This window comes from Corallococcus sp. CA041A (assembly GCF_003612075.1).
GTDB classification, from domain to species: domain Bacteria; phylum Myxococcota; class Myxococcia; order Myxococcales; family Myxococcaceae; genus Corallococcus; species Corallococcus exiguus.
In genome coordinates, this window is the sequence record NZ_RAWF01000079.1 from 1 (window position 1) to 26384 (window position 26384).

The 26384-nt window shown below is 67.8% G+C and carries 23 protein-coding genes and 2 tRNA genes; 18 read left to right on the forward strand and 7 right to left on the reverse strand.

All coding sequences use genetic code 11. The features are described 5' to 3' along the window. Window positions 1-155 precede the first annotated feature (155 nt). From D7V77_RS16210 to D7V77_RS16220, 3 genes are all read left to right on the forward strand, one after another. Window positions 156-581, forward strand: a complete 426-nt coding sequence (locus D7V77_RS16210; protein WP_120577199.1) for a hypothetical protein — start codon at window positions 156-158, stop codon at window positions 579-581. Next, on the forward strand, window positions 578-1357 hold the full coding sequence (locus D7V77_RS16215; RefSeq protein ID WP_120577200.1) for a hypothetical protein: 780 nt from the start codon (window positions 578-580) through the stop codon (window positions 1355-1357). Before D7V77_RS16210 ends, D7V77_RS16215 begins: the two co-directional genes overlap by 4 nt. Before the next feature lie 68 nt (window positions 1358-1425). Further along, window positions 1426-2055 (forward strand): hypothetical protein, encoded by a 630-nt coding sequence (locus D7V77_RS16220; RefSeq protein ID WP_120577201.1) that lies wholly within the window; start codon window positions 1426-1428, stop codon window positions 2053-2055. Between the two features lie 438 nt (window positions 2056-2493). On the opposite strand, the gene D7V77_RS16225 is transcribed toward D7V77_RS16220, so the two are convergent. From D7V77_RS16225 to D7V77_RS16235, 3 genes are all read right to left on the reverse strand, one after another. Next, window positions 2494-4695 carry a peptidase domain-containing ABC transporter gene (locus D7V77_RS16225; protein WP_120577202.1) on the reverse strand — a complete coding sequence of 734 codons (2202 nt, stop codon included), beginning with the start codon at window positions 4693-4695 and terminating at the stop codon, window positions 2494-2496. Further along, complete coding sequence (locus D7V77_RS16230) at window positions 4685-5719, reverse strand: hypothetical protein (RefSeq protein ID WP_233597029.1); 1035 nt, start codon at window positions 5717-5719, stop codon at window positions 4685-4687. Before D7V77_RS16230 ends, D7V77_RS16225 begins: the two co-directional genes overlap by 11 nt. 98 nt (window positions 5720-5817) lie before the next feature. Further along, a complete protein-coding gene (locus D7V77_RS16235) occupies window positions 5818-6018 on the reverse strand; it encodes a herpeto-tandem family RiPP (RefSeq protein WP_120577204.1) in 201 nt (66 codons plus the stop codon). Window positions 6019-6437: 419 nt separating this feature from the next. Here D7V77_RS16235 and D7V77_RS16240 point away from each other — a divergent pair, with 419 nt between their 5' ends. From D7V77_RS16240 to D7V77_RS16250, 3 genes are all read left to right on the forward strand, one after another. Beyond that, the gene (locus tag D7V77_RS16240) at window positions 6438-7025 is read left to right on the forward strand and encodes an NIF family HAD-type phosphatase (RefSeq protein WP_120577205.1); all 588 of its coding nucleotides are present in this window, start codon (window positions 6438-6440) and stop codon (window positions 7023-7025) included. A 265-nt stretch (window positions 7026-7290) separates the two neighbouring features. Continuing rightward, window positions 7291-7366, forward strand: a tRNA-Pro gene (locus tag D7V77_RS16245). A 22-nt stretch (window positions 7367-7388) separates the two neighbouring features. Then, window positions 7389-7463: transfer RNA gene (locus D7V77_RS16250), tRNA-Leu, on the forward strand. A 21-nt stretch (window positions 7464-7484) separates the two neighbouring features. Here D7V77_RS16250 and D7V77_RS16255 read toward each other — a convergent pair. Further along, a complete protein-coding gene (locus D7V77_RS16255) occupies window positions 7485-7886 on the reverse strand; it encodes a hypothetical protein (protein WP_120577222.1) in 402 nt (133 codons plus the stop codon). A 127-nt stretch (window positions 7887-8013) separates the two neighbouring features. Continuing rightward, entirely contained in the window at window positions 8014-9498 is a 1485-nt protein-coding gene (locus D7V77_RS16260; RefSeq protein WP_120577206.1) for a hypothetical protein, read from the reverse strand. 93 nt (window positions 9499-9591) lie between these two features. On the opposite strand from D7V77_RS16260, the gene D7V77_RS16265 reads away from it, so the two are divergent. The 3 genes from D7V77_RS16265 (at window position 9592) to D7V77_RS16275 (ending at window position 11506) form a co-directional block, all read left to right on the forward strand. Beyond that, window positions 9592-10251 (forward strand): MarR family winged helix-turn-helix transcriptional regulator, encoded by a 660-nt coding sequence (locus D7V77_RS16265; protein ID WP_120577207.1) that lies wholly within the window; start codon window positions 9592-9594, stop codon window positions 10249-10251. Between the two features lie 95 nt (window positions 10252-10346). Next, window positions 10347-10934 carry a protoglobin domain-containing protein gene (locus tag D7V77_RS16270; RefSeq protein ID WP_120577208.1) on the forward strand — a complete coding sequence of 196 codons (588 nt, stop codon included), beginning with the start codon at window positions 10347-10349 and terminating at the stop codon, window positions 10932-10934. After that, complete coding sequence (locus tag D7V77_RS16275) at window positions 10934-11506, forward strand: redoxin domain-containing protein (RefSeq protein WP_120577209.1); 573 nt, start codon at window positions 10934-10936, stop codon at window positions 11504-11506. Before D7V77_RS16270 ends, D7V77_RS16275 begins: the two co-directional genes overlap by 1 nt. A 98-nt stretch (window positions 11507-11604) precedes the next feature. On the opposite strand, the gene D7V77_RS45710 is transcribed toward D7V77_RS16275, so the two are convergent. Next, window positions 11605-12885, reverse strand: coding sequence for a collagen-like protein (locus tag D7V77_RS45710; RefSeq protein ID WP_233597018.1), 1281 nt, complete (start codon window positions 12883-12885; stop codon window positions 11605-11607). Between the two features lie 207 nt (window positions 12886-13092). On the opposite strand from D7V77_RS45710, the gene D7V77_RS16285 reads away from it, so the two are divergent. The 3 genes from D7V77_RS16285 to D7V77_RS16295 all read left to right on the forward strand — a co-directional run bounded on the left by D7V77_RS16285 (window position 13093) and on the right by D7V77_RS16295 (window position 15687). After that, window positions 13093-13992 (forward strand): aspartyl/asparaginyl beta-hydroxylase domain-containing protein, encoded by a 900-nt coding sequence (locus D7V77_RS16285; protein ID WP_120577210.1) that lies wholly within the window; start codon window positions 13093-13095, stop codon window positions 13990-13992. A 113-nt stretch (window positions 13993-14105) separates the two neighbouring features. Next, entirely contained in the window at window positions 14106-14789 is a 684-nt protein-coding gene (locus D7V77_RS16290) for a DUF72 domain-containing protein (RefSeq protein ID WP_199733791.1), read from the forward strand. A 16-nt stretch (window positions 14790-14805) separates the two neighbouring features. Beyond that, window positions 14806-15687 carry an ADP-ribosylglycohydrolase family protein gene (locus D7V77_RS16295; RefSeq protein WP_199733792.1) on the forward strand — a complete coding sequence of 294 codons (882 nt, stop codon included), beginning with the start codon at window positions 14806-14808 and terminating at the stop codon, window positions 15685-15687. Window positions 15688-15691: 4 nt separating this feature from the next. Here the strand turns inward: D7V77_RS16295 and rnhA are convergent, their stop codons facing one another. Further along, window positions 15692-16159 carry a ribonuclease HI gene (rnhA, locus tag D7V77_RS16300; RefSeq protein WP_120577212.1) on the reverse strand — a complete coding sequence of 156 codons (468 nt, stop codon included), beginning with the start codon at window positions 16157-16159 and terminating at the stop codon, window positions 15692-15694. Window positions 16160-16214: 55 nt separating this feature from the next. Between rnhA and D7V77_RS16305 the strand changes: the two genes are divergently transcribed. The 6 genes from D7V77_RS16305 to D7V77_RS16330 all read left to right on the forward strand — a co-directional run bounded on the left by D7V77_RS16305 (window position 16215) and on the right by D7V77_RS16330 (window position 26366). After that, window positions 16215-17270: a Gfo/Idh/MocA family protein gene (locus tag D7V77_RS16305; protein WP_233597019.1), complete on the forward strand. Its 1056-nt coding sequence runs from the start codon at window positions 16215-16217 to the stop codon at window positions 17268-17270. 152 nt (window positions 17271-17422) lie between these two features. Continuing rightward, window positions 17423-18259: a hypothetical protein gene (locus tag D7V77_RS16310; protein ID WP_147452075.1), complete on the forward strand. Its 837-nt coding sequence runs from the start codon at window positions 17423-17425 to the stop codon at window positions 18257-18259. A gap of 99 nt (window positions 18260-18358) precedes the next feature. Beyond that, entirely contained in the window at window positions 18359-18763 is a 405-nt protein-coding gene (locus D7V77_RS16315; protein WP_120577214.1) for a DoxX family protein, read from the forward strand. A 110-nt stretch (window positions 18764-18873) separates the two neighbouring features. Then, window positions 18874-21936, forward strand: a complete 3063-nt coding sequence (locus D7V77_RS16320; protein WP_120577215.1) for an ATP-binding protein — start codon at window positions 18874-18876, stop codon at window positions 21934-21936. 89 nt (window positions 21937-22025) lie between these two features. Continuing rightward, a complete protein-coding gene (locus D7V77_RS16325) occupies window positions 22026-22967 on the forward strand; it encodes a DUF808 domain-containing protein (protein WP_120577216.1) in 942 nt (313 codons plus the stop codon). A gap of 99 nt (window positions 22968-23066) precedes the next feature. Beyond that, window positions 23067-26366, forward strand: a complete 3300-nt coding sequence (locus D7V77_RS16330) for an Ig-like domain-containing protein (RefSeq protein ID WP_147452076.1) — start codon at window positions 23067-23069, stop codon at window positions 26364-26366. Window positions 26367-26384: the final 18 nt, after the last annotated feature.

The following is a 26384-nucleotide window of genomic DNA, read 5'->3' on the forward strand; positions in this document are numbered from 1 at the left end:
GTACTTCAGCCGCATGCTGACGAAGCGGCGGGAGGACTTCTACGCTGCTGCCGTCCACCTCCTGGCGCAGTTGGGCCGCCCAGGAGGCTTCCGACGTCTCATCTCCTCTGCCCGCACTCGTTGGGTAGGCAAAGATTTACCCCGGATGGCTTAGGATGACGCTCCCATGGGGACGCAACATGAGTGGTGAGGGCTCGAAGCCCGTCGCGGCGGTGCTGGTGGGGCTGACGAACTTCCGGCTGGGCCGCATCCTGCTGTGGACCACGACGGTGTTCCTCGGGCTGCTGGCGCTCGTGCCGGGCCCTGACAGCGGGACGCTGTGGCGCATGACCGCCATTCCGGGCGTGCTCGCGCTGATTGGGACCGGCACCGCGTGGTGGAAGGAGCGCCAGAGCTCCCGGTCCGGACCCATTCCGTGGCTGCTGCCCCGGCTGGCCGTGGGGGGCGTGCTCTTCGGAGCAGCCGCGCTCCTGATGTGGTGGCGGCGCCGGCGCGAGCTGAAAGCCAGCGAGCCGGTATCGCCACCCTCCGCGGAACAGGTGGACCGGTGGGCTGCCGCCGAGCTGGAGCGCTCGTCATGAGCCACGCGGCATTGAAGCAACGGGACGCGGCGCCGCTCGAAGTGCCTCCGCGTGAGTCCATGGGAGGCATGGCCCGCGCGGGCTTGCGGAGCCTCCTCTCGATGGTGCCCGCGCTGCTGGGCTCCGGCGTGATGGGCGCGCTGAAGGGCTTCCTCCTCTTCGGGTGCTTCGGCCTGGTGCTGGCAGGCGTCTTCGTGCTCGCGCCGCGTTGGACGGGCGCGACACCAACGCCCTCCTGGCTGAACTACCTGAGCTTCGTGCTCACACCCCTGCCCCTGGCTCTGGCTGGGGGCTACGTCTGGATGCTCCACGGGGTCAGCTCACGGCTCGCGAGCGAGGTCCGGGCGCGAGGGCTGATGGGCTATGCGTACGCCATCCTCAAGCCCGCGACGATGCAGGTCGCCCGACGGTTGCGCGGGGCCAGCACGCCCAGCCGCGCGGAGCTCACCCGGGCCATCGAGGAGTCGGTGGCGGAGCGCATGCGGGAGCCCGAGGAGGAGCGCGAATCCGCGGCCTCCCGCGCCGGATGGCTGGAGGGCTTCCTCATGGACCAGTCCCGCCGGGTGCTGGGGCTCATCGCCCTGCGCGCGGTGCTGACGTCGTCGGACGTGCCTTCCGCCGTGCGGGAGCTGGAGATGTTGGCCATCGATCGATTGGAGGGAGTGTTGGAGGAGACGCTGGAGGACCTCTTCTTCCTCCAGATGGTGCTCACACTCTGCGCGGGCATTCTTGTCGCCTCGCTGCCCACGTTCCTGCTCCTCTTCCTGCCCCGCTGAGCGGAGGCCCGCCGGCCTCTGCTAGCCTCCTGCCGTCCCACCAGGGTGGGACAGGAGGCGACGCCGGGATGGACTCACTGGACGCGCGCATGGAGCGGCTGGAAGGCCGGCTCCGACGATGGCAGGGCCTCACCCTCGCGGCCTTCGTGCTGGCCGGGGTGGGACTGGGAAGCGCGGCCCTGCGTGACGAAGCGACGCAGGAGCATCCGGGAGAGCTGGTCGCATCCCGGCTGGTGCTCAAGGACGCCAGGGGCCGCACACGGGCCAGCCTGGAAGCGAACCGCCACGGCGGCGCGTCGCTGGTGCTGAACGACAGCGAAGGCCGTCCCCGGGCACTGCTGGGTGTGGGCGAGGACGACTCGCCCCGGCTGCGCTTCTCCACGGCGGAAGGCGAGTCGCTGGCGGAGCTGATGGTGTTCTCCGACGAGGCGCCGCGACTGACGCTGTCCAAGTCCGGGGGCGCGGAGCTGTTCTCCGTGGGGCTCCAGGTGGACGGCTCGTCGCGACTGGAGCTGGCGGACGTGACGGGACGCCCCCGCGCCATCCTGGGCGCGGATGAAGAGGGCTCGCCTGGCCTGCTCCTGGTGGACCGTCGCGGCCAGGCCCGCGTGGAGCTGCGCGTGGGCAGCACGGACGAGGCCAGCCTCGTGCTGGAAGGCCGCAACGGCCAGGTATTCCGAGCGCCCGGCGTGCAGTGACGCCGAGGGCTCCATGCCGACAGGACTGGTGACACCCTCACGGACAGCAACGAGGGGCGGATTGACGTCCGTCCACTCGCTTCAGTCCGCAACGGAGTCAGAAGAGGTCTGGCCCCGGCCCTGAGGGCGACACGCCAAGAGCATTTCCTCTGCACGTTCACTCAGGCCATCGTCAACACGGCTCTCCAGACGATCACCCTTGTCTCCGAACGGGCACCCACACCACGCAGTCCAGAGAATCACGCAGCAGGGCGCAGGTCCGCAGACGGAACAGGTCTCATCTCCTGACTCTATCGGCGCGGCCGCGGAGGCATTCGTCTCCTCGGCGAATGCCGGGCTCATCGTGAACACCGTCAGCAGAACCAGGACTCGGGAGAAGAACGAGGTCAATGCCATTTTCATCACGCACCCTTTCGGCAAGATAACATCAACACTTCATCACCCACTCCCCACCGCACGACTGAGTTCCGGGGCGGGCTGGGTCTGGATGCCAAACAGTCGCGCATACCTGCCTTGCGCCTGAATCAGCGCATCGTGCGTCCCCATCTCAACCAACTCTCCTTGATGGATGACCAGAATACGGTCCGCTCGGATGACCGTGCTCAGGCGGTGAGCGATGACGATGGTCGTGCGCCCCTGCCGATCCTCCTCAAGCGCCTGGAGAATGGCCAACTCCGTGGCACTGTCGAGATTGCTCGTTGCTTCGTCGAGCACAAGGATGGGAGCTGACTTCAACAGCGCCCTGGCAAGCCCCAGCCGCTGCGCTTGACCCGTGGAGAAGTTGTCCCCCCCGGTGGAGACCTGGGTCCTGTAGCCCTGAGGCAAAGCCTCGATGAACCCTGATGCGTTAGCCAGACGTGCGGCGCGGGCCACCTGCTCATCCGACACCCCCTCCTCCAACATGGTGAGGTTGTCCCGGATGGACTGTTGGAAAAGCTGAGGGCCCTGAAACACGGCACTCATGTGACGCCGCAGCTCCTGCGGGTCGATGTCACGCGTGCTGTGTTGACCAATGAAGACATCACCTTGCTCGGGCAAATAGAGCCCGACGAGCAGATTCACCAGCGAACTCTTGCCAGAACCCGTCTCTCCGACAATCGCCACGGTTTCGCCTGGCTCGATCGTGAACGACACGTTCTTGAGCACGGGCCGACGCGCCTTGTAGCCGAACGTCACGCCCTTGAACACAACGCGTCCATTGACGTCTACCTGGGGCACGGGGGGCGTTCGAGTCCTATCGCGCTCTATTCGCAGCGCCAGGATCTCCTCCAGTCGGCGCAGAGAGATGAGCGTCCCCCGAAGATTGGCCATCATTGACGGGAAACGCTGGACGGGATTGAGATAGAAAACCATCAACCCGAAGATGACCAGCAGTTCGCCAGCAGTCATGTGGCCCTGCAAGACGCGCGAGCCTCCATGCCAGAGGACGGTCCCCACGACCATGGACCCCGTCATGAATCCCCATACCGACGGCAAGACCAGAGCCCGTCGACTCCGATATCGTGCCGACACGAGTTCCGAGAACCGTTCCATCAGCAACTTCCGGAAGCGCCCCTCGGCGGAGGCAGCGCGAATGATTCTCAAACCCTCGAAGACGCCAACAAGCTGGCTGGCAAGCTCATCACTGCGACTGATGGCATCCAGCTGAGCTTCATGCACGACGTTGCTGAACAACCCTACGCCCAAGAGAACCAACGGGACCGCGGCGAGAGCGATCAACGCCGAGCCCGGGTCATGGAAGAAAATAACCCCCAGCGCCAGCGAAAACATGAGCACATCATTGAGAAGGGTCAAAGCCATCTCGCTCATCGACAACTGGATGTTCTCCACCTGGCCGACGCGCATGACCAGGGAGGACACCGAGCGCGTATCGAACACCTGCAGCGGAAGCTCCAAGAGGTGGCTCAGATAGCGCGCACCATAGGCTTCGTGAATCCGTCTTCCCACGCCAGCCGACAGCCACAATCGCTGCAACTGCAGGCCGCCCTGCAGCACGCTGGCTGCGACCAGTGCGCCACCGAAGAGAGCCAGTTGCCCGTGCTCCTTGCGCGGTAGCAAATCATCGAGCAACGTCCGAAGGAAGAAGGACGCCAGCCAGCCTAACGCGGTCCCCAGAAGCATCAGCCCGAGCCCAAGTCCCAGTGGGATGAGATACGGACGAATTAGATTCAGGCTTGCGGCAAAGGGCTTGAAGTCTGGCGCTCGTGGCTGGAAGGAAGCGGTTTTCAGGTACTCGACCACGAACCCACTCCAAGTGGATTCGACCTGCGCGCGGGTCATCCGCCGCAATCCCCGATTGGGGTCGAGCACTTCGACCTCTGCGGAGCTCCAGGAGCGCAAGACCACGAAATGCCCCTCCCGCTCGTTGAGGTGAAGAATCGCGGGAAGCACGAGCTGGTGGAGGCTCTCGTAGTCAGCCCTCGCGGGGCGCGCCTCCAGACCAATAGAACGGCCACCGTCGCGCAAGCCCGCCAATGAGGTGCCATCCCGGTCAGTTCCCACCAGGACGCGTGCCTGCTCCAGCGACAGATGATGCCCGTGGTAGGCAGCCAGGGAGGCAAACGCCGCTGCACCACAGTCCCGTCCGTCCGCGATGCGGACCCAGGGAAGCCGCCTGTAGACTCTCCACCTATGCAGCATGGGCAGCTGGAACCGTATAGTTGGTGCGGCCTGCAACCAGCATCGCCGCAAGACATTCGTAGATGGGCAGTCGTCCAAAGTGGGCGATCCAGTCAAACTGACCTGCTGGATTCACTTCCAGAAAAACGTACTCCCCCTCAGGCGTCACAATCATGTCGACGCTCCCAAAGACCAACTGAAGTCGTCGCATCAAAAGAAGGAGCTTCTCTTCAATCTCAGCAGGCAGGGAGTAGGGCTCATATTGGACGGATTGATTCACAGCACGGCGCCAGTCGCTGCGTCCACGTTCGTTCTGTTGGGAGTGAATGGCGCACGCGAACACCTTTTCTCCAACGACCACGATCCGGAGTTCCAGGGACTTTTCAACGTAGGGCTGGAAGATTCCCGGAGAGGGGATGAGCCCATCCCGTTCCTCGAGGTCCTCCTCCTGAACGCGGTTGGTATAGAGGCGTGCGACGCGCGCGGAGGCGAGGTCGTGCACGTCTTTCAAATCGACATAACTGGTGAACGGTTTGTAGATCCCCTTTCCCCCCTGGGAATGAATGAACTCCCTGGCCAGCGATAGTTTCGCAGTGTAGAGCGAACGAGGAATGCGCAGCCCGCATTGAGCCGCGACCAGGAGCTGGCCGCACTTCTCCTCGGCGGCTCCGCCCATTGGCGCAGGGTTCACGCAGAATGTATTGCTGTATTTGAGCGCGAGGACCAGGGACTTGTGGAAGGAGCGCCATTCAGCGCGGAAGAAATTCCAGTCGGCAGGACGTGCCGCCAGTTCCGTGAGTCCTGGCTCGTCATGAAACCGCTGCCAGGATCGCCAGAGCCACGCGGACTTCAGCTGGGACAGCTCGAAGGTGCGTCCACCCACTCGCAGGATGCAAGAAGGACCTTGCCCATCGAGAGCTAGCGACACCTCACGCCCCATTGCCGTTGGGTCAAGGACCAGAAACTCTTGCCCTTGGTCCTGTAGGACTCGCGTGAGGCGAACCACAGTAATGTCTTGCGCGAAATGACTGAGGATGAGGATCATGAGGCGCACGGGCGGATTTCAGGTGTACGCATTGAGGCGGGATTTCCGAGTCAATGGCGCCGTTCCAAAGGCAGGAACGGCACCGGACAACCGTGGAGCTAGGGCTCGAGCTCCTCTTCCCCATCCGCGTCAATATCACCGCAAGAACGAATGGTGATAGCCAGCTTGGGGGCAGCTTCCTGCGCCATCCCCACGACACCCTGGCAGCCAACAACATCCATCAGGGTCGCCTCCTCTTCTTCGATGTATTGAAGACCGAAGATCGGCGCCTTCTTGTTCGCGGCATTCAGCATTGGCATTCAACTCCCGGTTGAAACGACCTTGGGCTGCGACTGGGCGTCGGCGGGCCTTGGCTTAGCCAAAACTTCACCTCAACCCGAACAAACTGTCTTCCAATCATTCACCTCAAACCAGAACCTCCTGGGTCCCAGTCAATTCTAGACAAATCAGAAACTCTTCAGGTTGGACGCAGTCGCTTCTCCAGGACACGGGGCGTCCTGGCATGAGCACGATTCGCCCGCAGGGCACTGGACCGGGTCATTGGCCACCTGGAACTGAACAGCCCCACCCATCTCTGAGGAGCATGATAGAAATTGGAGTTTTCGGAATGAGAGGGGGCTGGCAGGGTATTGAGCCACCCCTCAAGGCGGCGTGAAATGACACCGCGTCGTCATTTCCCGGAGCCGTGCGGCGTCATCACCGGGAGGGAGACCCACCGGTGACGGCGCCCACGGACCGCATCCTGTTGATCCTGGACCTGGATGAGACCCTGGTCCACGCAAGCGAGAAGCCCCTGGCCCGGGAGGCGGACTTCCAGGCCCTGGGCTACTTCGTCCACGTGCGTCCGCACCTGGAGCCCTTCCTGCGGGAGTGCGCCTCCCGCTTCCGGCTCGCCATCTGGTCGGCGGGGGCTGACAAGTACGTGGCGGAGCTCGTGAAGCGGATGGTCCCGCCGGAGCTCGAGCTGGACTTCGTCTGGGGGCGGAGCCGCTGCACGTATGGGTTCGACCGGGCCGGCGTCCAGCGGGATGGGTTTCTCGATCCGGATGCGCACTACGGCTGGGTCAAGAAGCTGCGCAAGTTGAAGCGGCGGGGCTACCAACTGGAGCGCGTCCTGATTGTCGATGACACGCCGGCCAAGTGCATCCACAACCACGGCAACGCCATCTACGTCCGCGAATACGAGGGCGAGGCGCACGACACGGAGCTGCTCGACCTGGGCCGGTATCTGAAGACGCTCGCGGACGTGGACAACGTCCGGTGCATCGAGAAGCGCAACTGGCGGAAGCAGCTCTGTCAGGACTGATTTTCCGCCGCGTCCCTCATCCCCGAGAAAGGAGTGTGATGCCCATGACGAAGCGCGACGAGCCGAACCCCAACCGCCCCACCGACATGGAGCCCACTCCAGACAGCTTGGAACTGGCCATCGCCTCGTTCCACGGCTGTCCGCCCGGCACCTGACCCACGCCGCCACCCGGTAACACCGGGACGGGCATGGACAGAGGCCGGGCTCCCGAGGGGGGACCCGGCCTCAGTCATGTCCGGGTCCTCCCTCGAGGACTCAAACCCATCGGGATGTAGCTCAGTCTGGTCAAGAGCGTGCGCCTCGGGCGCGCAAGGTCGCTGGTTCGAATCCAGTCATCCCGACTTCACAGCCAAGACAGCTCACGCCGGGTTGGCCCAATCAGGTAGAGGCGCCGCGCTCAAAACGCGGAGGTTGCGGGTTCGAATCCCGCCCCCGGCACACGCCCGAGCCGTCTGACGCCTACTCGAGTTGGAGGCCGCAGTCGCTGCAGGCGCCCGCCACCAGAGGGGCGGCCGTTCCGCAGGCCGGGCAGGGAGGCTCTCCCTCTTCCTCGGTGGCTTCTGACGAGGCGGAGGGCATCAGGCGGGGAGCCACACCCTCTGGCATCAGACCCTCGCGGCGCACCGTCTCCAGCCATCCCTGCTGGAGCAGGGCGGCCACCCGGGGCCCATCCTCGGGCCGCACCAGCACCTGGAACTTCGGAGAGCAGCCGACCTTGCCGCACGCCTCACGGTGGACGAGGGCGGGGACGTCCGCGTCCAGGAAGCCCTCCACCATTCTCCGGGCGTCCGCGAGTGACAACTCCGCGCACGGCACCAGCTCCGAGTCCGCCAAGGTTCTCTGCACTTCGTCTGGGGTCATGACGGCCGTGATTGGACCTCGGATGTGCCCCCTCCGTCCACCGCGCCTGCTGCGGAGGCGGGAGGAACTGAAGGCGAGCGCGGTCCGAAGCGTCATGGCCCCCGTCATCACCTTTCCACGAACCGCATTACGAACCGCAGCCGCGCGCATCCTTCCGGACGAAGACGCGGACAGGTCCCGGGTCCGCCACTTCCTCGAACCGGGAATCCCCCTGGAGCGTGTCGAGCAACGCCTCTCGTGAGGCCGCGCCCAGGAGGAGCGTGTCCACGCGCGGAGGCACGAGCACGACCTGCGCCCGCTCATAGTGGTGCAGGAGGAAGCGGTCGTAGCCGTTGGGCACGAAGACGATGGAGCGGAAGTCCGTGGCCACCGCACGCCGTGAGGCACACGTCTGGACCTGACGCGCGAACGCCTGGCGGAAGTCACCATCCACCGGTGGCATGGGACGCAGCGGCGGAGACCCGATGGTCCGGTCGAAGCGCGCGACCTGGAGAATCGCGAGCACGGCGAGCAGCAGCGCCGGCACCGTCGCGGTCCAGGCAGGGACCCGCCCGCGCGCGAGCACGCCCTTCCACACCTCCGCGAGCCACCCGAAGCCAGCCGCCGCGCACACGCCCAGCCCGGGTAGCAGGAAGGCGGAGTTGTAGAACCAGAGGAGGCGCTTGTCCGGCGCGTCCGCCATGAAGAAGAAGGTGCCCGGAATCGTGCTGACCAGCGTTGCCGCGGGCGAGAGCAGTTGGAGCCACCAGAAGCTTCGCTGGAAGACCACCAGCCCACTGGTGGCCACGTCGTGCACCACCCTGCCGGGGTCGCCCAGCGCGGTGAAGGCGACCTGCCCCCACGTGCTGCCGTAGTGCGACCAGAACCGCGTGCCCGAAGGCGTCCCGAGCGCCGGCAGCACCACCGCGACACAAAGCGCGAGGTAGCCAAAAGCCAACGCGGACACCCCGAGCGCCCTGCGCGTGAGCACCGCACGTGGTGGACGGGCCACGGCCGGCAGCAGCAGCAATGCCGCCGACTGGAACGCGAGGAACAGGCCTCCATCCGGACGCACGCCCAACGCAAGCAGCGCCGTGGGCACGATCCACCGCATCCGCACTCCTCGCAGGAGCATCACGAGCACCGCCGTGGAGCCCAGCTGGAAGAACACCTCGAAGTGCGCGGAGAGCGCGACCGTCTTCACGAACGGATTGAGCGCCAGGTACAGCGTGAAGGCGGCGGAGGCCCACGGCCTCCAGGCGGCGGGAAGCAGCTCCTGCTCCTCGACCATGCGCTCGAAGAACCAGACCTGGAGCGCGACCGCCGCGTACAGCGCCACCAGCCCCAACAGGATGAACAGGAACTGCGAGTCGCTGAGCAGGAACAGCGGCGTGAGCAACAGCAGCGTCGGAGTGAAGTGCACCGTGAGGTGGTTGAAGCCCCCGTCCGTCACCCAGAAGGGCCGGCCCCGGTGCACCGCGTTCGAGAACAGGTCGTTCAGGAGCGCGAGGTCGTGGAACGCGAACACCCCACCCCGGAAGGCGCTCCAGACGCAGACCACGGTGTAGATGAACAAGGCTCCGAGCACGAGGTGCCAGGCCCGGAACCGGCGGGTGAACGCGAAGGGATGCAAAGCGGGGGGACTCTGCCACACGCCCACGGGAAGGACACGAACGCTCCGCCCGGTCGCCTTGACAACTTAGGAGTCCTAACTTACATCGAATGCATGACTGGGAAGCGACCGGGATACTTCGACGAGAACAGCGAACCCATCGCCGCGCGCATCGCGACAGGGCTCCACAAGATCGGGCTCGCGATGAAGCAGCAGTCGTGGCAGCAGGCGAATGGAGCGGGCCTGTCCGCCACGCAGGGACAGATTCTCGCCACGCTGGTCGCGAACGGCCCGCTCACCGGCAAGGAGTTGAGCGAGCGCCTCGGCGTGACGCTTCCCACCATCAGCGACTCCGTCCGCGTCCTCGTCGAGAAGGCGCTTGTCACCCGCTCCGCGGACCCGAGGCACCCCCGCGCCAGCCTCCTGACCCCCACGGCCACGGGCGCATCACTCGGGGCCCGCGCGCGTTCCTGGCCGGAGTTCATGGCGGACGCGGTCGCGGACCTCTCCCCTGAGGAACAGCGCGCTTTCTTCGCCGGCATCGTCAAGATGATCCGGATGCTTCAGGAGCAGGCGCTCGTCCCGGTCACGGGCATGTGCGTGACCTGCACGCACTTCCGTCCGAACGTGCGCCCGGGTGCGTCTCCGCACCACTGCGCCTTCGTGGACGCGCCCCTGTCGAGTGAGCAACTGCGCCTCGACTGCCCGGAACACGAGCTCGCGGCGGAGTCCGCGCGACGCGAGGTCTGGGCGCAGTTCATGCGTCGCGGCTGACGTCCCTGCGTCTCGGACACGAATGAACACGGCTTTCCGCGGCCACTCCGGCCGACGGCAACGGCGGAGCTCTGCTCCCTGAAGGAGAAGGCACCATGAGCAACATCCCCGGCTATACCCACGGCACCGCGTCCGTTTCGCGCTCGCCGGTATCCCTCAACGACTTCGAACAGATGAAGGCCAGCGTCCTGTTCGGCGAAGAGGACGTGAAGGCCCTCCGCATGTCGCATGACATCGTGAAGGGGCGGACCGAGGCCATCCTCGACGTCTGGTATGGGTTTGTCGGGAGTCAGCCGCACCTGCTCGCCTCGTTCAGCGGAAAGACAGACGGCAAGCCCCTGGGTGACTACCTCACCTCCGTCCGCAAGCGCTTCGCCCAGTGGATCCTCGATACGTCGAGCGCCCGGTACGACCAGGCCTGGCTCGACTACCAGCACGAGATTGGCCTGCGCCATCACCGGGCCCGGAAGAACAAGACCGACGGAGCCCCTTCGACGGACCTCGTGCCCTTCCGCAACCTGTTCGCGCTCATCTTCCCGGTGACCTTCACCCTGCGCCCCTTCCTGGCCGAGCAAGGCCACTCCTCGGAGGACGTCGAGAAGATGCATGCCGCGTGGGTGAAGTCCTGCCTGTTGCAGGTGACGCTCTGGGCCCATCCCTACGTCAAGGATGGGGACTTCTGATGACTCCGCGCCCCGCACCGGCCTGGCGGACCACCGACTGGCTCAATACGCCAGAGCCGCTCACCCTGGAGCGACTCCGCGGCAAGGTCATCCTCCTCCACGCCTTCCAGATGCTCTGCCCGGGCTGCGTCGCCCGGGGCATTCCCCAGGCCCAGCGCGTCGCTGAACTCTTCGCGGGCGCGCCGCTCGTCGTGGTCGGGCTGCACACGGTCTTCGAGCACCACGAAGCCATGAAGCTCGAGTCCCTGCGGGCGTTCCTCCACGAGTACCGGGTGAGGTTCCCGGTGGGCGTGGACGCACCGGGCGAAGGCGGCGACCTCATTCCACGGACCATGAGGGCGTACGCCATGCAGGGAACGCCGACGACGGTCCTCATCGACGCGCAGGGACGTCTTCGCCGGCAGGTCTTCGGGATGCACGACGACCTGCAATTGGGCGCTGAGCTGCAGACCTTGCTGCTCGAGGTACAGGGGGGGCCCGCGTCCGGCGTGCATCGGCCTGCGACCCGGGAGTCCTCCGCCGTCTGTGACGACAGCGGCTGCGCCGTGCCTTCGGCGGCCACGCCAGCCTGACCGTCGCCAGCCGGCCTCCTCGCCGCGAGCAGGACTCCGCGGCGAGGACGGCGGTCTCTTCATCCTCGCGGGCCGGGATACACCCCTCCAGGGACTCGTCACAGGCAGTTGGAATCCACGGGCAGGGTGTCCTGCTGCACGGTCTGGAAGGTGAACAGGCACAAGGCGCTCGCGCCCTGCTCCACGAAGACCCTGCCGTAGAGCTTCGCGTGGCCCAGCCGCGCCGTGCTCCCCGCCTTGAGGTACACGGCCGTTTCGTAGCCTTCGATGGAGGACTGGTCGATGCCCATGCGGACCCCGGGCGTCGGTGCCGGGAAGTCCGCGTAGATGCCGAAGGCCCCCGTGCCGTTCCCCTTCAGGCGGCTGGAGCGCACGGACACTCCGGGCGTCTCCGCGTGCAGGGCCGCGGACAGCGTGGCGCCTCCGCTGAAGACCTCCGAGTCCACGATGTCCACGTCCTGGGCCGCCGCCTCCACGCCGAAGCTCCGGGCGCCGTTCGTCGCGCTGGCATTGATGAACACGCGGCGCAGGACGCCGAAGTTTCCGGCCACGCCCACGCCAATCACAGACTCCACCGCGCTCGCGGTGCCCTGGACGACGGCCTTGGAGTCCTCCAGCGTGATGCCCACCTGGTCGAACGCGAACCCCATCACCCGGCCCCGGTCCGACGACGCTTGGGATTCGACGCGCGACAACGTGATGCCATTGGCGGACTGGTAGTACACGCCAAAGGTGAGGGATTGGCCCGCGAGCGCCTCCGCCCGGACTTCGCTCACCGCGAAGCCGTCATCCCTGTTGAAGATCGCCACCGACCGCGTCCCACCGCCCGTGTTGCTCACGGAGAGCAGGCGCAGCCCCGCACCGGAAGCGCCCACCACCGAGCCATCCCCGGCAGTGGAGGACGTGATGCGAGACACGCCCACGCCGCTGCCCTCCAGGAACACGCCCTGCTTCAGCACCAGGCCCGTCGTCCCCAGGTCGTAGGTGCCAGCGCCGAGCTTCAGCACCCACGTCTGCGAACCGTCGGAAGGCGCCGCCTCCACGGCGGCCCGGAGGGCGGCGCCGGACTCCAGCGCGGTGGCTTCCAGCGGGATGATCCGCACGCGCGCGGCAAGCAGCCTGTCCGTCCCGGAGCCGCCCGGCGCGCCCGCGGGCCCGACGTCGCCGCGAGGCCCCTGCGCTCCCGTGGCCCCCGTTTCACCCTGAAGACCCTGGGCTCCCGCGGGCCCGACGTCACCGCGCGGCCCCTGCGCTCCCGCGGGCCCCGTTTCCCCCTGGAGCCCTTGAGGCCCTTGAGCCCCCACGGTGCCCTCACCCTTGCAGGCGGACACGAACAACACCCACGGCAACAGCGCACGGCGGACAGACGAAAGACTCAAGGACAGCTCCCCCTTCGGACTTGAAGGAGCACAGTCTGTCCGCTCGCGCGGGGGCGTTGGAATGGGTCCGCCGTCACTCAGTCCACGAGCGTGGGTCCGGAGATGTCCATGCACTCCAGCGAGACATTGTCGCAGGAGCCGCCGCGCTGGACGCTGCATTCGCCGCCGGGCTATGGCTTGCGTCTCCCCAGTCGGAGGCAACGCACCATGGTCGCGCAGACGTCGCCGCAGGAAATCACCGCGCAGGTGCGCCAGCGCATCGTCGACCTGGCCCGGCAGGGCGGCTACGTCGACGCGGTCCTCGGCGCGGGGCCGGAGCTGGAGCGGCTGAAGCACTACCTGCACATGCTCATGGGCCAGGTGCCCGCGCCTCCCGCCAGGCCTGACCAGTCCCCCACCATCTTCCCGCCGTTCCCAGGACTGGATGAGCACCCGTGGCGCGACCCGCCGCCCCCGGCCGCGAAGGCGCTGGAGGGATGCCTGGCCGCGGTGACGCGAGACATGGAGCGGCTGGAGAACGCAGACCTGCTGCACTACGACTCCGGCATCGTCGGCACGGGCCACTGGTCCGTGCACCCCATCTACTTCGGCGGCGAGCGCACCGACCGTCTCTTCTGGCCCCAGCTCGCCATGGAGGAGACGGCGGCCGCGGTGCGGTCACTGGACGGCGAGTGCACCGACTTCCCGCTGGCGGACGTGCTGTTCTCGTCGCACGCGCCCGGCACCACGCTGACGCCGCACTGCTCGTGGGACGGCTTCCGGATGCGTCTGCACCTGGGGATCAAGGTGCCGGAGGGCTGCGGCATCCGCGTGGGCTCGGAATCGCGGCACTGGCAGCCGGGCCGCGTGCTCACCTTCCACGACTCCTTCGAGCACGAGACCTGGAACCGGGGCACCGAGCGCCGCGTGGTGCTCATCGCGGACTGCTGGCACCCCGGCCTCACCCAGCCCGAGCGCGAGGCCCTGCTCGGCCTCACGCGCAAGTTCGAGGTCCGCGCGATGCTCGCCCAGCTGCGCGTGCCGGAAACCATGTCCGAGCCGCTCCTCGTCCGCTTCGCTGAACAGGAACGCACGGACGCCCAGGTGCGCCGCTTCTGGCGCGGGTGAGGGTGAGCATCGTGCCGGCCCGTGCCTGGCTTCTCCTGGTGCGACACGGACCTTCGAACCCCTCTCACGAGCGCTGCCGGGTCGGCTGTGCCGGCTGGAGCCTGTCGAGCGCGGTGGGTGAACACTTCCCCACGACGGGAACCCACCTGGAGCGCTACGCGCGCGTCCTGCCAGCGGTGGAGATCAACTCCTCCTTCTACCGGCCGCACCGGCCCGGCACCTACGCCCGCTGGCGCGACAGCGTTCCAGAGACGTTCCGCTTCGCGGTGAAGGTCCCCAAGGTCATCACCCATGAACTGCGCCTGCGCGACGCACGCGAGCCGCTGGAGCGCTTCCTGGGCGAGGCGGGCCACCTGGAAGCCAAACTGGGATGCCTGTTGGTGCAGCTGCCTCCCAGCCTCCAGCACGAGCGTGAAACCGCCCGCGCGTTCTTCCAGTCCCTGCGGGAGCGGACCGCGGTGGACGTCGTGTGCGAGCCCCGGCACCGGACCTGGTTCACGGACGAGGCCCGGCAGGTGCTGGACGACGCACGCATCCGTTACGTGAGAGCGGATCCGCCCGCGGTGAGCGCGCCCCAGCCCCCCGACGCGGAGGTCGTCTACTACCGGCTGCACGGCTCGCCGAAGATGTATTACTCCGAATATTCCCAGGTGTACCTGGAGGCACTGGCCGTGGAGATTGCCGGCCACGAGCAGGCCGGTCGCCGGGTGTGGTGCATCTTCGACAACACGGCGGAAGGCGCGGCCCTGCCGAATGCACTATCATTGCTGCACTGCGATGAGCGACGCCCGGAATGAACAGACCACCGCACGGATGGCCCGTGCACTCGTTTCGCTGGACGGCGTGTCCGTGGGAGATGCCTTTGGCGAGCGGTTCTTCGGCCCGCACGAGCTCGTGCAGCCCTGGGTGGAGCAGCGGCTCCTTCCGCGAGCCCCCTGGGGCTACACCGACGACACGGAGATGACGCTTTCCGTTGTCCAGGTGCTGGAGGACCACGGCCACATCGACCCGGACGCGCTCGCACTCCTCTTCGCGAAGCGCTACCGCCGCGACAAGAACCGCGGCTATGGAGGGACCGCGCACGACATCCTGTGGAAGCTGGGACTCGGGCTGCCGTGGCGTGAAGTTTCCTCGGAGGTCTTCGAGGGCCAGGGCTCCATGGGTAACGGCGCGGCCATGCGCGTGGCGCCCCTGGGGGCGTACTTCGCGGGAGACATGAGCCGGGTGGTAGCGGAAGCGCGCGCGTCCGCGGAGGTGACGCACATGCATCCGGAGGGACAGGCGGGTGCCATCGCCATCGCGGTCGCCGCCGCGTGGGCCTGCCAGTGGCCCCAGACGCGCGGCTCCGCGATGGAGCTCTTCGACACGGTGCTGGACTGCACGCCCGCCGGAGCCACGCGCCAGGGACTGGAGAAGGCGCGGGCGTGGCCGCGGGACACCAGCCCCTCCTCGGCGGCGCGCACGCTGGGCAGCGGCCAGAAGGTGCTCGCCGAGGACACCGTGCCCTTCGCAGTGTGGTGCGCGGCAAGGCACCTCGACTCCTTCGAGGAAGCCCTCTGGTGCACCGTGGCCGGCTTCGGAGACCGGGACACCACCTGCGCCATGGTGGGGGGAATCGTCGCCCTGAGCGCGGGGCGGTCAGCCATTCCCGCGAAGTGGCTCTCCGCGCGGGAGCCCCTGCGCCGGCGCGTGTAGCCCCCTACCGTCCGAGCCGCGCCGCCAGCTCCAGCCGGGCCGCCACGGCCAGCGCATCCGCGCGGTTGTTCTCCACGTCATCCGAGTGGCCCCGCACCCAGTGCCACGTCACCTCATGACCGCGGACGGCTTCCAGCAGCTCGCGCCACAGGTCCGCGTTGGACACGGCCTTCTTGCCCGACGTGCGCCAGCCATTGCCCTGCCACGTGTCCAGCCACTTCTCCGCGAAGGCGTTGCACACGTACTTCGAGTCGGTGAATACCTGGACGCGGCACGGCATCTTCAGGGCCTTCAGCGCGACGAGCGCCGCGGTCAACTCCATCCGGTTGTTGGTGGAGTCCGCCTCCGAGCCCTGGAGCTCCTTGCGGTAGCCCTGGCGTTCGGTCGCGATGAGGATGGCACCCCACCCTCCCAGGCCGGGGTTCGGCGAACAGGCGCCATCGCAGTAGATATGCACGAGCGGGAGCGACATCGGACGCGCACCCTACTCCATCCGCCTCCGGCGTCCCGCGGCTAGAGTTGGGTCCGTGAGCGCCTTCCCCTCCACCCTCCCCCACGTCGAACCCATCCCCTTGCGCGGAGGGCGCGTGCTGCGCTGGGGCGTGCTCGCGCCGGGGCGGATCGCCGGGGGCTTCGTCTGGGCCCTGCACCGGCACACCGACCAGCGCGTCCACGCGGTGGCCTCGCGTGACCCCGAGCGCGCCGGGCGCTTTGCCGCGCAGTACGGCGTCCCTCGCGTCCACGAGTCCTACGAGCAGCTCGTCGCCGACCCCGACGTCGACATCGTCTACGTCGCGTCTCCCCACAGCGAACACAAGCGACAGGCATTGCTCGCCATCGCCGCCGGCAAGCACGTCCTCGTGGAGAAGCCACTCGCGCTCGACGCCTCCGAGGCCCGCGACATCGCCCAGGCCGCTCGCGCCGCGGGCGTCTTCGCCATGGAGGCCCTGTGGTCGCGCTTCCTCCCGCAGACCCTGCTCCTCGAACGGCTGCTGCACGACGGCGTGCTCGGCGACATCCGGCTCGTCATGGCGGACTTCGGAGGCTGCTTCGACTTCGACCCCGAAGGCCGCGTCTTCAACCCCGCGCTCGGCGGTGGCGCGCTGCTGGACATCGGCATCTATCCCATCTGGCTCGCGCACCTCGTGCTCGGCCCACCGCCGCACATCCACGCCACGGGCACCCTCACCCAGACAGGCGTGGACGGACAGGCGGCCCTCGTCCTCACCTACCCCACGGGCGCGCAGGCGCTGCTGCACACCACCCTCTTCGCGGAGACACCCCAGGAGGCCGTCATCGCGGGGACGCACGCGCGCCTCCAGATCGACTCGCGCTTCTTCACCCCCGGCGGCTTCACGCTGAAGGCCGCCAGGTCGGACCAGCGGCTGCGCTGGACCGACCCGTCCGGCATCCACGGCAGCGAGGGTCTCGCCTGGCAGGCGGCCGCGGTCGCGCTGCACATCGCCGAAGGCCGCACCGAGTCACCGCTGCATCCGCTCGAACGCAGCATCGCGTTGCTCGAAACCATCGACGCGGCGCGAAACCAGCTGGGCGTCAATCGTGACGGGACGCGTCGGAAATAACCGCAAACGCCACAAAACAAGCTTTCCTGTGACCTGAACAGTCACAGCCGCCGCACGACAATCATTGCCATCCGAGTGACTGTCTCGGCTGGGCGCCGTGGTCTGTCCATTGCAGACATCTGGCCTCCGCTGTCCACCCCGAGGAGGAATGGATGTCAATGACGCGCGCAGGCATGTTCATGGGCCGGCTCCTGACGGCCACGTTGATGGGAGTGTTCGCGGGCTGCCAGGGAGAGCCCACGCAGGAGGAGGCCAAGGCCGCCTCCACGTCGCAGGAGGTCATGGCGGCCTCGCAGGACTGTGTGAAGCGTTTCGATGGCATCACCCACTGCGCCACGGGCAACGCGAAGGTGGAGTCCACCGACAAGGGCCTGGTGGTCACCGGCTTGAACAAGCTGGGCCAGGACGGCGTCGTGGGGCTCATGGGTCGCGCCGAGAGCTGGCGGCAGCGGTCCATCGTGGACTTCGGCGCCAGCCACGAAGGCGTGCAGTACTTCGGCCGGAACGAGGACCAGGTCATCAGCACGCTGTCGCTGGCCCCGGATCCGAGCAACCCCGAAGCAGGGATGCGGCTGCTGCCCACATTCACGGGGAGCCCCGGCGGCTCCGCCTACGTCGTCAACGTGCGCTACCAGGGCGAGCCGACGGCCATGATGCTGCCGCACAACTGGTGGCGGTGGAGCAGCGTGGAGCTCTGGGCGTACATGGACCGCCAGCGTCACCCGGACATGTACTTCGGCGTGGAGGGGTTCGGCGTGACCACGGGCGCGGGCCGCGTGGGTGCCTGCATCTGGCGCGTGCGCTTCCAGGAAGGCCCGTTCACGGTGACCCTGGAGGACGGCAAGCAGGTGATGGGCGATGAAATCGAGTTCGTGGAGCAGCTCGATGACGGCGCCTATCCCTACAGCGCCTTCACGCACATCGGGATGACGGGCTCGGTGGACTCGTTCACCGTCGTCGACGAGACCGTGGTCCAGAGCAGCAAGTGACGCCCCGGGCCCGTGCGCGGCGTGGACACGGGCCCGCCATTATGGTTCACGGGCGCGTGCCGGGACCTTCCATCCCCCGGCACACGCTTGGAGAACACCATGGGATTCCTGCGGCCCCACGCTGAACGCATCTACGCACTGCTCCGCATCGCCGCGGGGCTGATGTTCATGCTGCACGGCATGCAGAAGGTCTTCGGCATGTTCGGCGGAATGCCCGCCGGAGCACCGCCCTTCATCGTCTACGGCGCGGGAGGCATCGAGTTCCTGGGCGGCCTGCTCGTGGCGCTCGGGCTGTTCGCCGGGCCCGCGGCGTTCATCTCCAGCGGCACCATGGCGTTCGCCTTCTTCATGGGGCACGTCATCCCCAATGGGGGCAATCTCAACCCCATGCTGAACAAGGGCGAGCTCGCGGCGCTCTACTGCTTCGTCTTCTTCTACATCGCCGCGCACGGCTCCGGCATCTGGAGCGTCGACGCCGCCCGCCGGGGCAATTCCCGGACGTAGCCGCCCTCGGGATGGCCGGCCGCCTGCCCTCCAAGGCCTGCGTCGAGGGGTCAACCTTCCTCCCACACGCTCCGCCCGGCCACGGAGCCGTGTGATAACGAACGCGCTCGATGAGTTCCTCGACCTACTCGCGCGCGCCAGCTCCCAGCGACCCCGAGGTGAAGGACACCCCTCACCGCGAGGGCCGGGAGGAGGCCTTCATCCAGCACGGCGGCGAGATGGGCGCCCTGATGCGGGCCCATGACTGGTCCAGCAATTCGCTCGGCCCGCTCGAGCACTGGCCCCAGTCCCTGCGGACCTCCGTCAGCACGATGCTGCGCTCGCCCTACCCCATCATCCTCTTCTGGGGCCCCGAGCTGCGCATGCTCTACAACGACCCGTTCCGGCCCATCCTGGGGGCGAAGCATCCCCAGACGCTGGGCGCGCGCGGAAACGAGGCGCTCGTCGAGGAGTGGGCACAGCTGGGGCCACTGATGAAGCGCGCCCAGGACACGGGCGAACCCATCTACATCGAAGACGGGAACGTCAACTTCGCGCGCCGTCCCGGTGGCCTGAGGGAGGAGTCCTACTTCACCTGGTCCTACAACCCGACCATCGGCGAGTCGGGAGAGATTGCCGGCCTCTTCGCCATCGCGAGTGAGACGACCCGGCAGGTGGTGGGTGACCGCCGGCTGGGAATCCTCCGGGAGCTGTCCATCCGGATGGCATTGGACAAGAAGGTCGAGGACATCTTCCGCTCGCTGGAGGGGGTGCTGTCGCAGGCGGCGTACGACGTGCCCTTCGCGCTGCTCTATGTCGTCAAGGCGGAGCAGGCACGCCTGGTCAGCTGCGCGGGCCTGGAGCGTGATGGGGCTGCCTCTCCTGTCGCATTGGCGCTGGACGACACGTCCTCCTGGCCGCTCGCGAGCGTCACGCAGTGGGGGCAGGAGGTCCTGCTCGAGGACCTGCTCCAGCGCTTCGGGCCCCTTCCCGGCGGGCCCTGGCCCGAGCCCACGACGCGAGCGCTCGTCCTCCCGGTGTCCATGGGCGTGGAGACGGAGACCACGGCGGTGCTCGTGGCCGGCCTGAGCCCCCTGCGCGCGCTGGACGACGAGTACCGCGGCTTCCTGCAGCTGCTGGCGCGGCAGCTCAGCGCCAGCATCGCCAGCGCCCGCGCCTATGAGCAGGAGAAGCAGCGGGCGGAGGAGCTGGCCCGGCTGGACGCGGCCAAGACAGCGTTCTTCAGCAATGTCAGCCACGAGTTCCGGACACCGCTCACGCTCATCCTCGGCCCCATCGAGGACGCGCTGGCGAGGACGCCGAAGTCGTTGGAGGGAGAGCCGCTGGAGCTGGTGCGCCGCAATGCCTTGCGGCTCTACAAGATGGTCAACACCCTGCTCGACTTCTCCCGGATGGAGGCGGGAAGGGCCCAGGCCCGCTACGTGCCCGTGGACCTGTCTGTCTTCACCACGAACCTCGCGAGCGCCTTCCAGTCCGCGGTGGAGAGCGCGGGCCTGCGGCTGGTGGTGGACTGTCCGCCCCTGCCCGAGCCGCTCTACGTCGACCCCGAGATGTGGGAGAAGGTTGTCCTCAACCTCATCTCCAACGCGGTGAAATACACCTACCACGGGGAGATCCGCGTGCGCCTTCAGTGGGAGGACGCGCAGGCCGTCCTTCGCGTGGAGGACACGGGGGTGGGCATCCCCGAGGAAGAGCTCCCGCGCGTCTTCGAGCGCTTCTACCGCGTCCGCGTCACCCAGGGCCGCAGCCACGAGGGGACGGGCATCGGACTCGCGCTGGTGCAGGAGCTGATGAAGCTGCATGGAGGCAGCGTCGCGGTGACGAGCCAGCTGGGAAGGGGCACCACCTTCACCCTGCGGCTGCCGCGGGGGACGGACCACCTGCCCCCGGAGCGCGTCGAGCGCACCTTCCGGCCAGGGCCGGTCCCCACGGGCGCCATCCCCTTCGTGGAGGAGGCGCGCCGCTGGTCCATGGACGTCAGCGCCACGGACATCGAGTCGCCGCCCGCGGCCGCGTCGCTCTCGCCAGAGGTCTCCGCGGAGCTGGCGCGGTCCCGCATCCTCCTGGTGGACGACAACGCCGACCTGCGCGCCTACGTCACGGGTCTGCTCAAGCACGTCTTCCCGCACGTGGAGGCCGCCAGGAACGGGCAGGAGGCGCTGGAGCAGGCGCGCGTCCGGCCGCCGGACCTCATCCTCTCCGACGTGATGATGCCGGTGCTGGATGGCTTTGGCCTGGTGCGGGAGCTGCGCGCCGACGAACGCACGCGCGCCATCCCCATCATCCTGCTGTCCGCGCGGGCGGGCGACGAGGCCACGGTGGAGGGCCTGCGAAGTGGCGCGGATGACTACCTGGTGAAGCCCTTCTCCGCGCGCGAGCTGCTGGTGCGGGTGCGCACCCAGCTGGACATGGCTCGCGTGCGCCGGGAGGTGGTCCGCAACGAGGTGGAGAAGGATTCGCTGCGCGAGTCCGTGCGGACGCGGGACGACTTCCTGCGGCTCGCCAGCCACGAGCTGCGCACGCCCGTGAGCGCCCTGTCGCTCAGCATCCAGTCCCTGGTGCGAGGCCTGGACAGCGAGGCTCCGGACGCGAACCCGGAAGCCACGCGGCTCAAGGCGCGGACGACGCAGAGGCACCTCCAGCGCCTGGCGCGACTGGTGGAGCAGCTGGTCGACGTGTCGGAGTTCGTCACCGGACCGCTGGACCTCTCACGCCGGGAGGTCGACCTGGCGGAGCTCGCGGCCACGGTCGTGGCGCGGTCGCGGGAGAAGGCCCTGCGCGCGGACTGCGTCCTCACCCTGGAGGCGCCCCTGCCGGTGGTGGGGAGCTATGACGGCGCGAGGCTGGAGCAGCTCCTGGACAGCCTCGTGGACAACGCCCTCAAGTTCGGGCCGGGCAAGCCCGTGGAGGTCACCGTGGCGCGCGCGGAGGGCCGGGTGAGCCTGGCGGTGCGGGACCATGGCGCGGGCATCGGGCCGGAGGACCAGGAGCGCGTCTTCGGGCGCTTCGAGCGCGCCGTCCCTACCCAGCACCACGGCGGCTTCGGGCTGGGGCTGTGGATGGCCCGCCACATCGCGGAGGCCCACGGAGGGAGCATCCACCTGGAGCCCACGAAGGGCGGCGGCGCCACCTTCACCGCGGTGTTGCCGTGGGAGCTGAACCCGGGAGGGTGACCCGCCGTCGCTGGAGCACGGCTCGTCCAGCTGTGCTAATCCGCGCTGCAGCAGGGTGACGTCCCCACCCCCCAGCCCGGAAGACATCCATGGCAGGCAGCAGCCTGATTGCGCTCATCGACGACATCGCCACCATCCTGGATGACGTCTCCATCCTGACGAAGGTGGCGGCGAAGAAGACGGCGGGTGTGCTGGGAGACGACCTGGCGCTCAACGCGCAGCAGGTGACGGGCGTGAACGCGGACCGCGAGCTGCCCGTGGTGTGGGCGGTGGCGAAGGGCTCGCTGGTCAACAAGGCCATCCTGGTGCCGGCCGCGCTGGCCATCAGCGCGCTGGCGCCCTGGCTGGTGACGCCGCTCCTGATGGTGGGCGGCGCCTTCCTCTGCTTCGAGGGCGCGGAGAAGCTGGCGCACAAGCTCCTGCACGGCAAGGAAGAGGACGAGGCGCACAACGCCGAGCTGCGCAAGACGCTGGAGGACCCGAACCTGGACCGGGTGGCCCTGGAGAAGGACAAGATCAAGGGCGCGGTGCGCACGGACTTCATCCTCTCCGCGGAGATCATCGCCATCACGCTGGGCACCGTGGCGACGGCGGACTTCGCCACCCGCGTCTCGGTGATGGTGGGCATTGCCCTCATCATGACGGTGGGCGTGTACGGGCTGGTGGCGGGCATCGTGAAGCTGGACGACGCGGGCCTGTACCTCAGCCGCAAGGGCAGTGGCTTCGCGCAGGGCCTGGGCAGGGGAATCCTCCGCGCGGCGCCGTGGCTGATGAAGTTCCTCTCCGTGGCGGGCACCGCGGCCATGTTCCTGGTGGGCGGCGGCATCCTCGTGCACGGCATCTCCGGCCTGCACCACGCGGAGGAGTCCCTCACCGCGTGGGCCGGGCGCGTCCCGGGCGTGGGCAGCGTCCTGGGCGGGCTCACCCCCATGCTGCTCAACGCCGCGGTGGGACTGGGCGCCGGCGCCCTGCTGGTGGTGCTCTTCACCCTGGGTCAGAAGCTGTTCAAGGGCCGCGGCGCCAAGAAGTAGCCAGGTCCCCCCTCGCCATGGGTGGGATTGCATGAAAGCAGCAATTCATGCAATCACAGGTGTTGGATGTCTTCACGAGTCCAGCAGAGGGGGAGTTCCATGCAAATGCGTTCCTGGCTGCGGGGCAGCCTTGTTTTGTTGTGTCTCAGTTGTGGTCCCACATCGTCGGAAGACGCTCCGGAGCCCGCGCAGGCCCAGGCCCGGACGCGGGCCGAGCAACTGGTCGCGGAGCGCGGCTTCGACCTCCGGGATGTCGCACTGATACCGGATGCGAAGGGGGTGCGGCAGACGCTCCACTTCCGGGGCGTGCCGGTCTGGGGCCTGGAAGCGAAGTCAGCGCTGGGCCAGACCTTCTTCTCCAACGCCCGGTTCCAGCCCACGGGGACCGTGGAGACGAAGGCCCGGCTCACCGAGGCCCAGGCCCGGGACGCCGCGCTCGCGGCCCTGAAGGACGCCTCCGCGAAGGTGGAGTCCGCGCAGCTCGTGCTCCTGCCCACGGAGGTGCGCCAACTCCGGAAGGACGTGGCCGCCCCGCGCTTCGCCGGTCCCCGGAACGCCGAGGACTTCGAGCGGGTGGTGACGGGTCTGCGGCTCATCTACCTGCTCAAGCTCGGCGCGGACGGGGGCGTGTCGAGGCGCTGGAGCGCGCAGGTGGATGCACGCAGCGGAGAGGTGCTGCGCCTGGATCCGCTCGAACACACGGGCGTGCAGGGGACGTTCAAGAAGGCCCGGGGCACGGGTTACTTCGCGGGAGCGGTCAACATGTCCGTGTTCTCCGAAACCTTTGGCGGGGCCACCCGGCTGCGGGACGTGTACAACAATGACTATTACGCCTTTGTCCCGCAGGGGCGGGGCGGCACCTGGCAGCTCTATTACACCCCGGACCTGATCCTGGGTGACGGGCTCCGCTACAGCGGAGGAGGCACGCTCGGAACCAACGGGGAGACCGCGGCGGTGGACGCCTACCACGCCGTGGGCCTGGCGTGGTCCGTCTACGAGACCTTCCTGGGGCGCGCGGGCCCGACGGGGGACGGCACACCCTTCGACGTCCAGGTGCACGCCAACGCAGAGAACGCCTACTATCTCCCCGGACTGCGCAATCCGACACTCCGGTTCGGCTACCGCTCCCTCAGCGAAAATCTCAAGACCTCGCTCACGACCACCGACATCGTGGCCCACGAGATGGCCCATGACTTCTTCGGCCGGGAGCTGGCGGGCGACCCCTCGGATGTCCCAACGGAGCATTCGGAGCGGGCCGGGCTGAACGAGGGCACGGGGGACATCTTTGGTTTCGTCACCGAGCTGCTGCGCGACGCGAAGCGGACGTCGTCGACGTCGACGAACATCGATGGGGTGGCGGTGAAGCCCTCGAACCTCACCCTGGGCGAGGAGACGGGCACCACGTCCCGCAGCCTCCTGGCGCCCCAGTATCCGGAGTGGTTCGACTCCATCGGTCAGGCGGACGAGCACTACTCCGGGGGCCCCCTGAGCCGGATGTTCCTGCTGCTGGCCTATGGTTGCAGCGCGCAGACCTCAAGCCCGTGGCACTGCTGGCTGGTCCCCGAAGGGTTCAGCGGCCTGGGGCCCGCGGAAGCGCTGCGCATCTGGGGGCAGGCGGTGCAGCTGATGCCGCTGGATTCGGACTACCTGCAGGCCCGCCAGGCGGCGCTCGCGGCGGCGACCGCGCGGGACGGTGTGCTGAACGGCAACCGGATGAAGACCGTGGCGCGCGCGTTCGCGGCCGTCAACGTCGGCTACGCGCCGGACTCGGTGCCGCCGCAGACGACGCTGAGCTGCCGGCAGGTGAACCAGGACATCGAATGCACCGGCACCATCACCGACGCCGAAGTGCCGGGGCAGTACACCACCGCGCCCCGGCTGGTGGTGGACGGCGGCACGCAGATCAAGACGCTGTCCGGATGGACGTTCACGCAGGTCCTGCCGGGCGCCGCGCTGGCCCATGGCAATCACTCCATCCAACTGCAGGCATGGGACTTCTGGGGGAACCTGGCCACGAAGACGGTGACGGTCGCGATGGACAAGCAGGCGCCCACCTTCTCCTTCCTCCGCTCCGGTTCGCCGAAGCAGCCCCGCTACTCCGTCACCCCGAGCGACCCCTCCGGAATCCTCTCCGTGGACTTCGGCGCCGACGGACAGTTCATGTACGGCATCTTCGTGCCGCCGTACGAGCAGGAGCTGGACACCTCCACCTGGACGGATGGCACCCATGACGTGTTCATCCGGGTCTACGACACGTACATGAACGCCGCCGTCCAGCATGCCGCCTTGAAGGCGGACAACACGCCGCCCATCGTGACGATGACGGTGGCGGCGGGGACCGAGTCGCCGTTCCAGGTGAATGTCTCCGTGACGGACATCTCCGCGGTGGCGCGGGTGGACTTCAAGGTGGACGGCTTTGTCTTCGCCACGCGGACGAACGAAGCCACGACGTACCAGGCCAGCTACACGCCCCTGGATCCACTGGCCCACAACCTCACCGTGGAGGTGACGGACGCCTTCGGCAACAAGGGCACCACGTCCAGGGCGGCCCCGCTCGACACCACGCCCCCGGTGGTGAGCTTCGCCAAGACACAGCCGGGCTCGCTGGTGCGGCTGACCGTCAGCGCGGCGGATGGCTGTGGCATCGAATATCCGTATGCGCTGTATGTGGACGGGACGCTGGTGGCGCAGCCCACGACCCCGTCCTACGTGCTGGACTTCGGGGACGCGATGGCCGCGGGGACGCACACCTTCCAGGCCCTCGTTCGCGACGCGTGCGGCAACACGGCGAACTTCCAGACAGCGTTCATCAAGGACCTCACCCCGCCGGTCATCACGGGCATCACCCGGGACGACACCCTGCCGAAGAAGCCGAAGTTCACCGTGCAGTGCACGGACACGGAGGGCGTGCACCACGTGGAGCTGCGCGAGGGGGGCGTCGTCACCCAGACAGACACCACCGCGCCCTATGAGTTCGTGGTCGACACCACGGGCCGCGCGGACGGTGACTATTCGCTGCTGTTCCAATGCACGGACATCAACGGCGTCTCCAGCTCGCCGGAGACCCGTACGGTGACGGCGGACAACACGGGACCCACCATCAACCTCACGCTCTATGGCTCGGGCCGCTCCTACCTCATCTCCGCGGAGCCCGCGAGCGACCCTCGTGGCATCCAGTCCATCACCCTCGCGCAGGTCCTGATACCCACCTTCTCCGTCACGCTCACCCAGGCGCCCTGGTCCGCGTGGTGGAACATCCCGGGCACCGGCTCCATCCAGTCGGACTTGCCGTTCGTCGTCACCGCCAAGGACAAATGGGGAAACACGTCCAGCAAGTCACTGTATTGCTCGGTAAGCACCTCCTCCACCGTGGCGCAATACAGGACCTGTCACCCGTGAGTTGACGCAGCCGGGGAG

Bases quoted from the DNA above. Each gene is read 5' to 3' on its own strand.
- D7V77_RS16220 (WP_120577201.1), top strand. From the start codon at position 1,426: ATGGACTCACTGGACGCGCGCATGGAGCGGCTGGAAGGCCGGCTCCGA.
- D7V77_RS16330 (WP_147452076.1), top strand. From the start codon at position 23,067: ATGCAAATGCGTTCCTGGCTGCGGGGCAGCCTTGTTTTGTTGTGTCTC.
- rnhA (WP_120577212.1), bottom strand. From the start codon at position 16,159: ATGTCGCTCCCGCTCGTGCATATCTACTGCGATGGCGCCTGTTCGCCG.
- D7V77_RS16255 (WP_120577222.1), bottom strand. From the start codon at position 7,886: ATGACCCCAGACGAAGTGCAGAGAACCTTGGCGGACTCGGAGCTGGTG.
- D7V77_RS16285 (WP_120577210.1), top strand. From the start codon at position 13,093: ATGGTCGCGCAGACGTCGCCGCAGGAAATCACCGCGCAGGTGCGCCAG.
- D7V77_RS16225 (WP_120577202.1), bottom strand. From the start codon at position 4,695: ATGCTGCATAGGTGGAGAGTCTACAGGCGGCTTCCCTGGGTCCGCATC.
- D7V77_RS16295 (WP_199733792.1), top strand. From the start codon at position 14,806: ATGGCCCGTGCACTCGTTTCGCTGGACGGCGTGTCCGTGGGAGATGCC.
- D7V77_RS16265 (WP_120577207.1), top strand. From the start codon at position 9,592: ATGACTGGGAAGCGACCGGGATACTTCGACGAGAACAGCGAACCCATC.
- D7V77_RS16270 (WP_120577208.1), top strand. From the start codon at position 10,347: ATGAGCAACATCCCCGGCTATACCCACGGCACCGCGTCCGTTTCGCGC.
- D7V77_RS16275 (WP_120577209.1), top strand. From the start codon at position 10,934: ATGACTCCGCGCCCCGCACCGGCCTGGCGGACCACCGACTGGCTCAAT.
- D7V77_RS16235 (WP_120577204.1), bottom strand. From the start codon at position 6,018: ATGCCAATGCTGAATGCCGCGAACAAGAAGGCGCCGATCTTCGGTCTT.
- D7V77_RS16230 (WP_233597029.1), bottom strand. From the start codon at position 5,719: ATGATCCTCATCCTCAGTCATTTCGCGCAAGACATTACTGTGGTTCGC.
- D7V77_RS16310 (WP_147452075.1), top strand. From the start codon at position 17,423: ATGTCAATGACGCGCGCAGGCATGTTCATGGGCCGGCTCCTGACGGCC.
- D7V77_RS16320 (WP_120577215.1), top strand. From the start codon at position 18,874: ATGAGTTCCTCGACCTACTCGCGCGCGCCAGCTCCCAGCGACCCCGAG.
- D7V77_RS16210 (WP_120577199.1), top strand. From the start codon at position 156: ATGACGCTCCCATGGGGACGCAACATGAGTGGTGAGGGCTCGAAGCCC.
- D7V77_RS16315 (WP_120577214.1), top strand. From the start codon at position 18,359: ATGGGATTCCTGCGGCCCCACGCTGAACGCATCTACGCACTGCTCCGC.
- D7V77_RS16215 (WP_120577200.1), top strand. From the start codon at position 578: ATGAGCCACGCGGCATTGAAGCAACGGGACGCGGCGCCGCTCGAAGTG.
- D7V77_RS16325 (WP_120577216.1), top strand. From the start codon at position 22,026: ATGGCAGGCAGCAGCCTGATTGCGCTCATCGACGACATCGCCACCATC.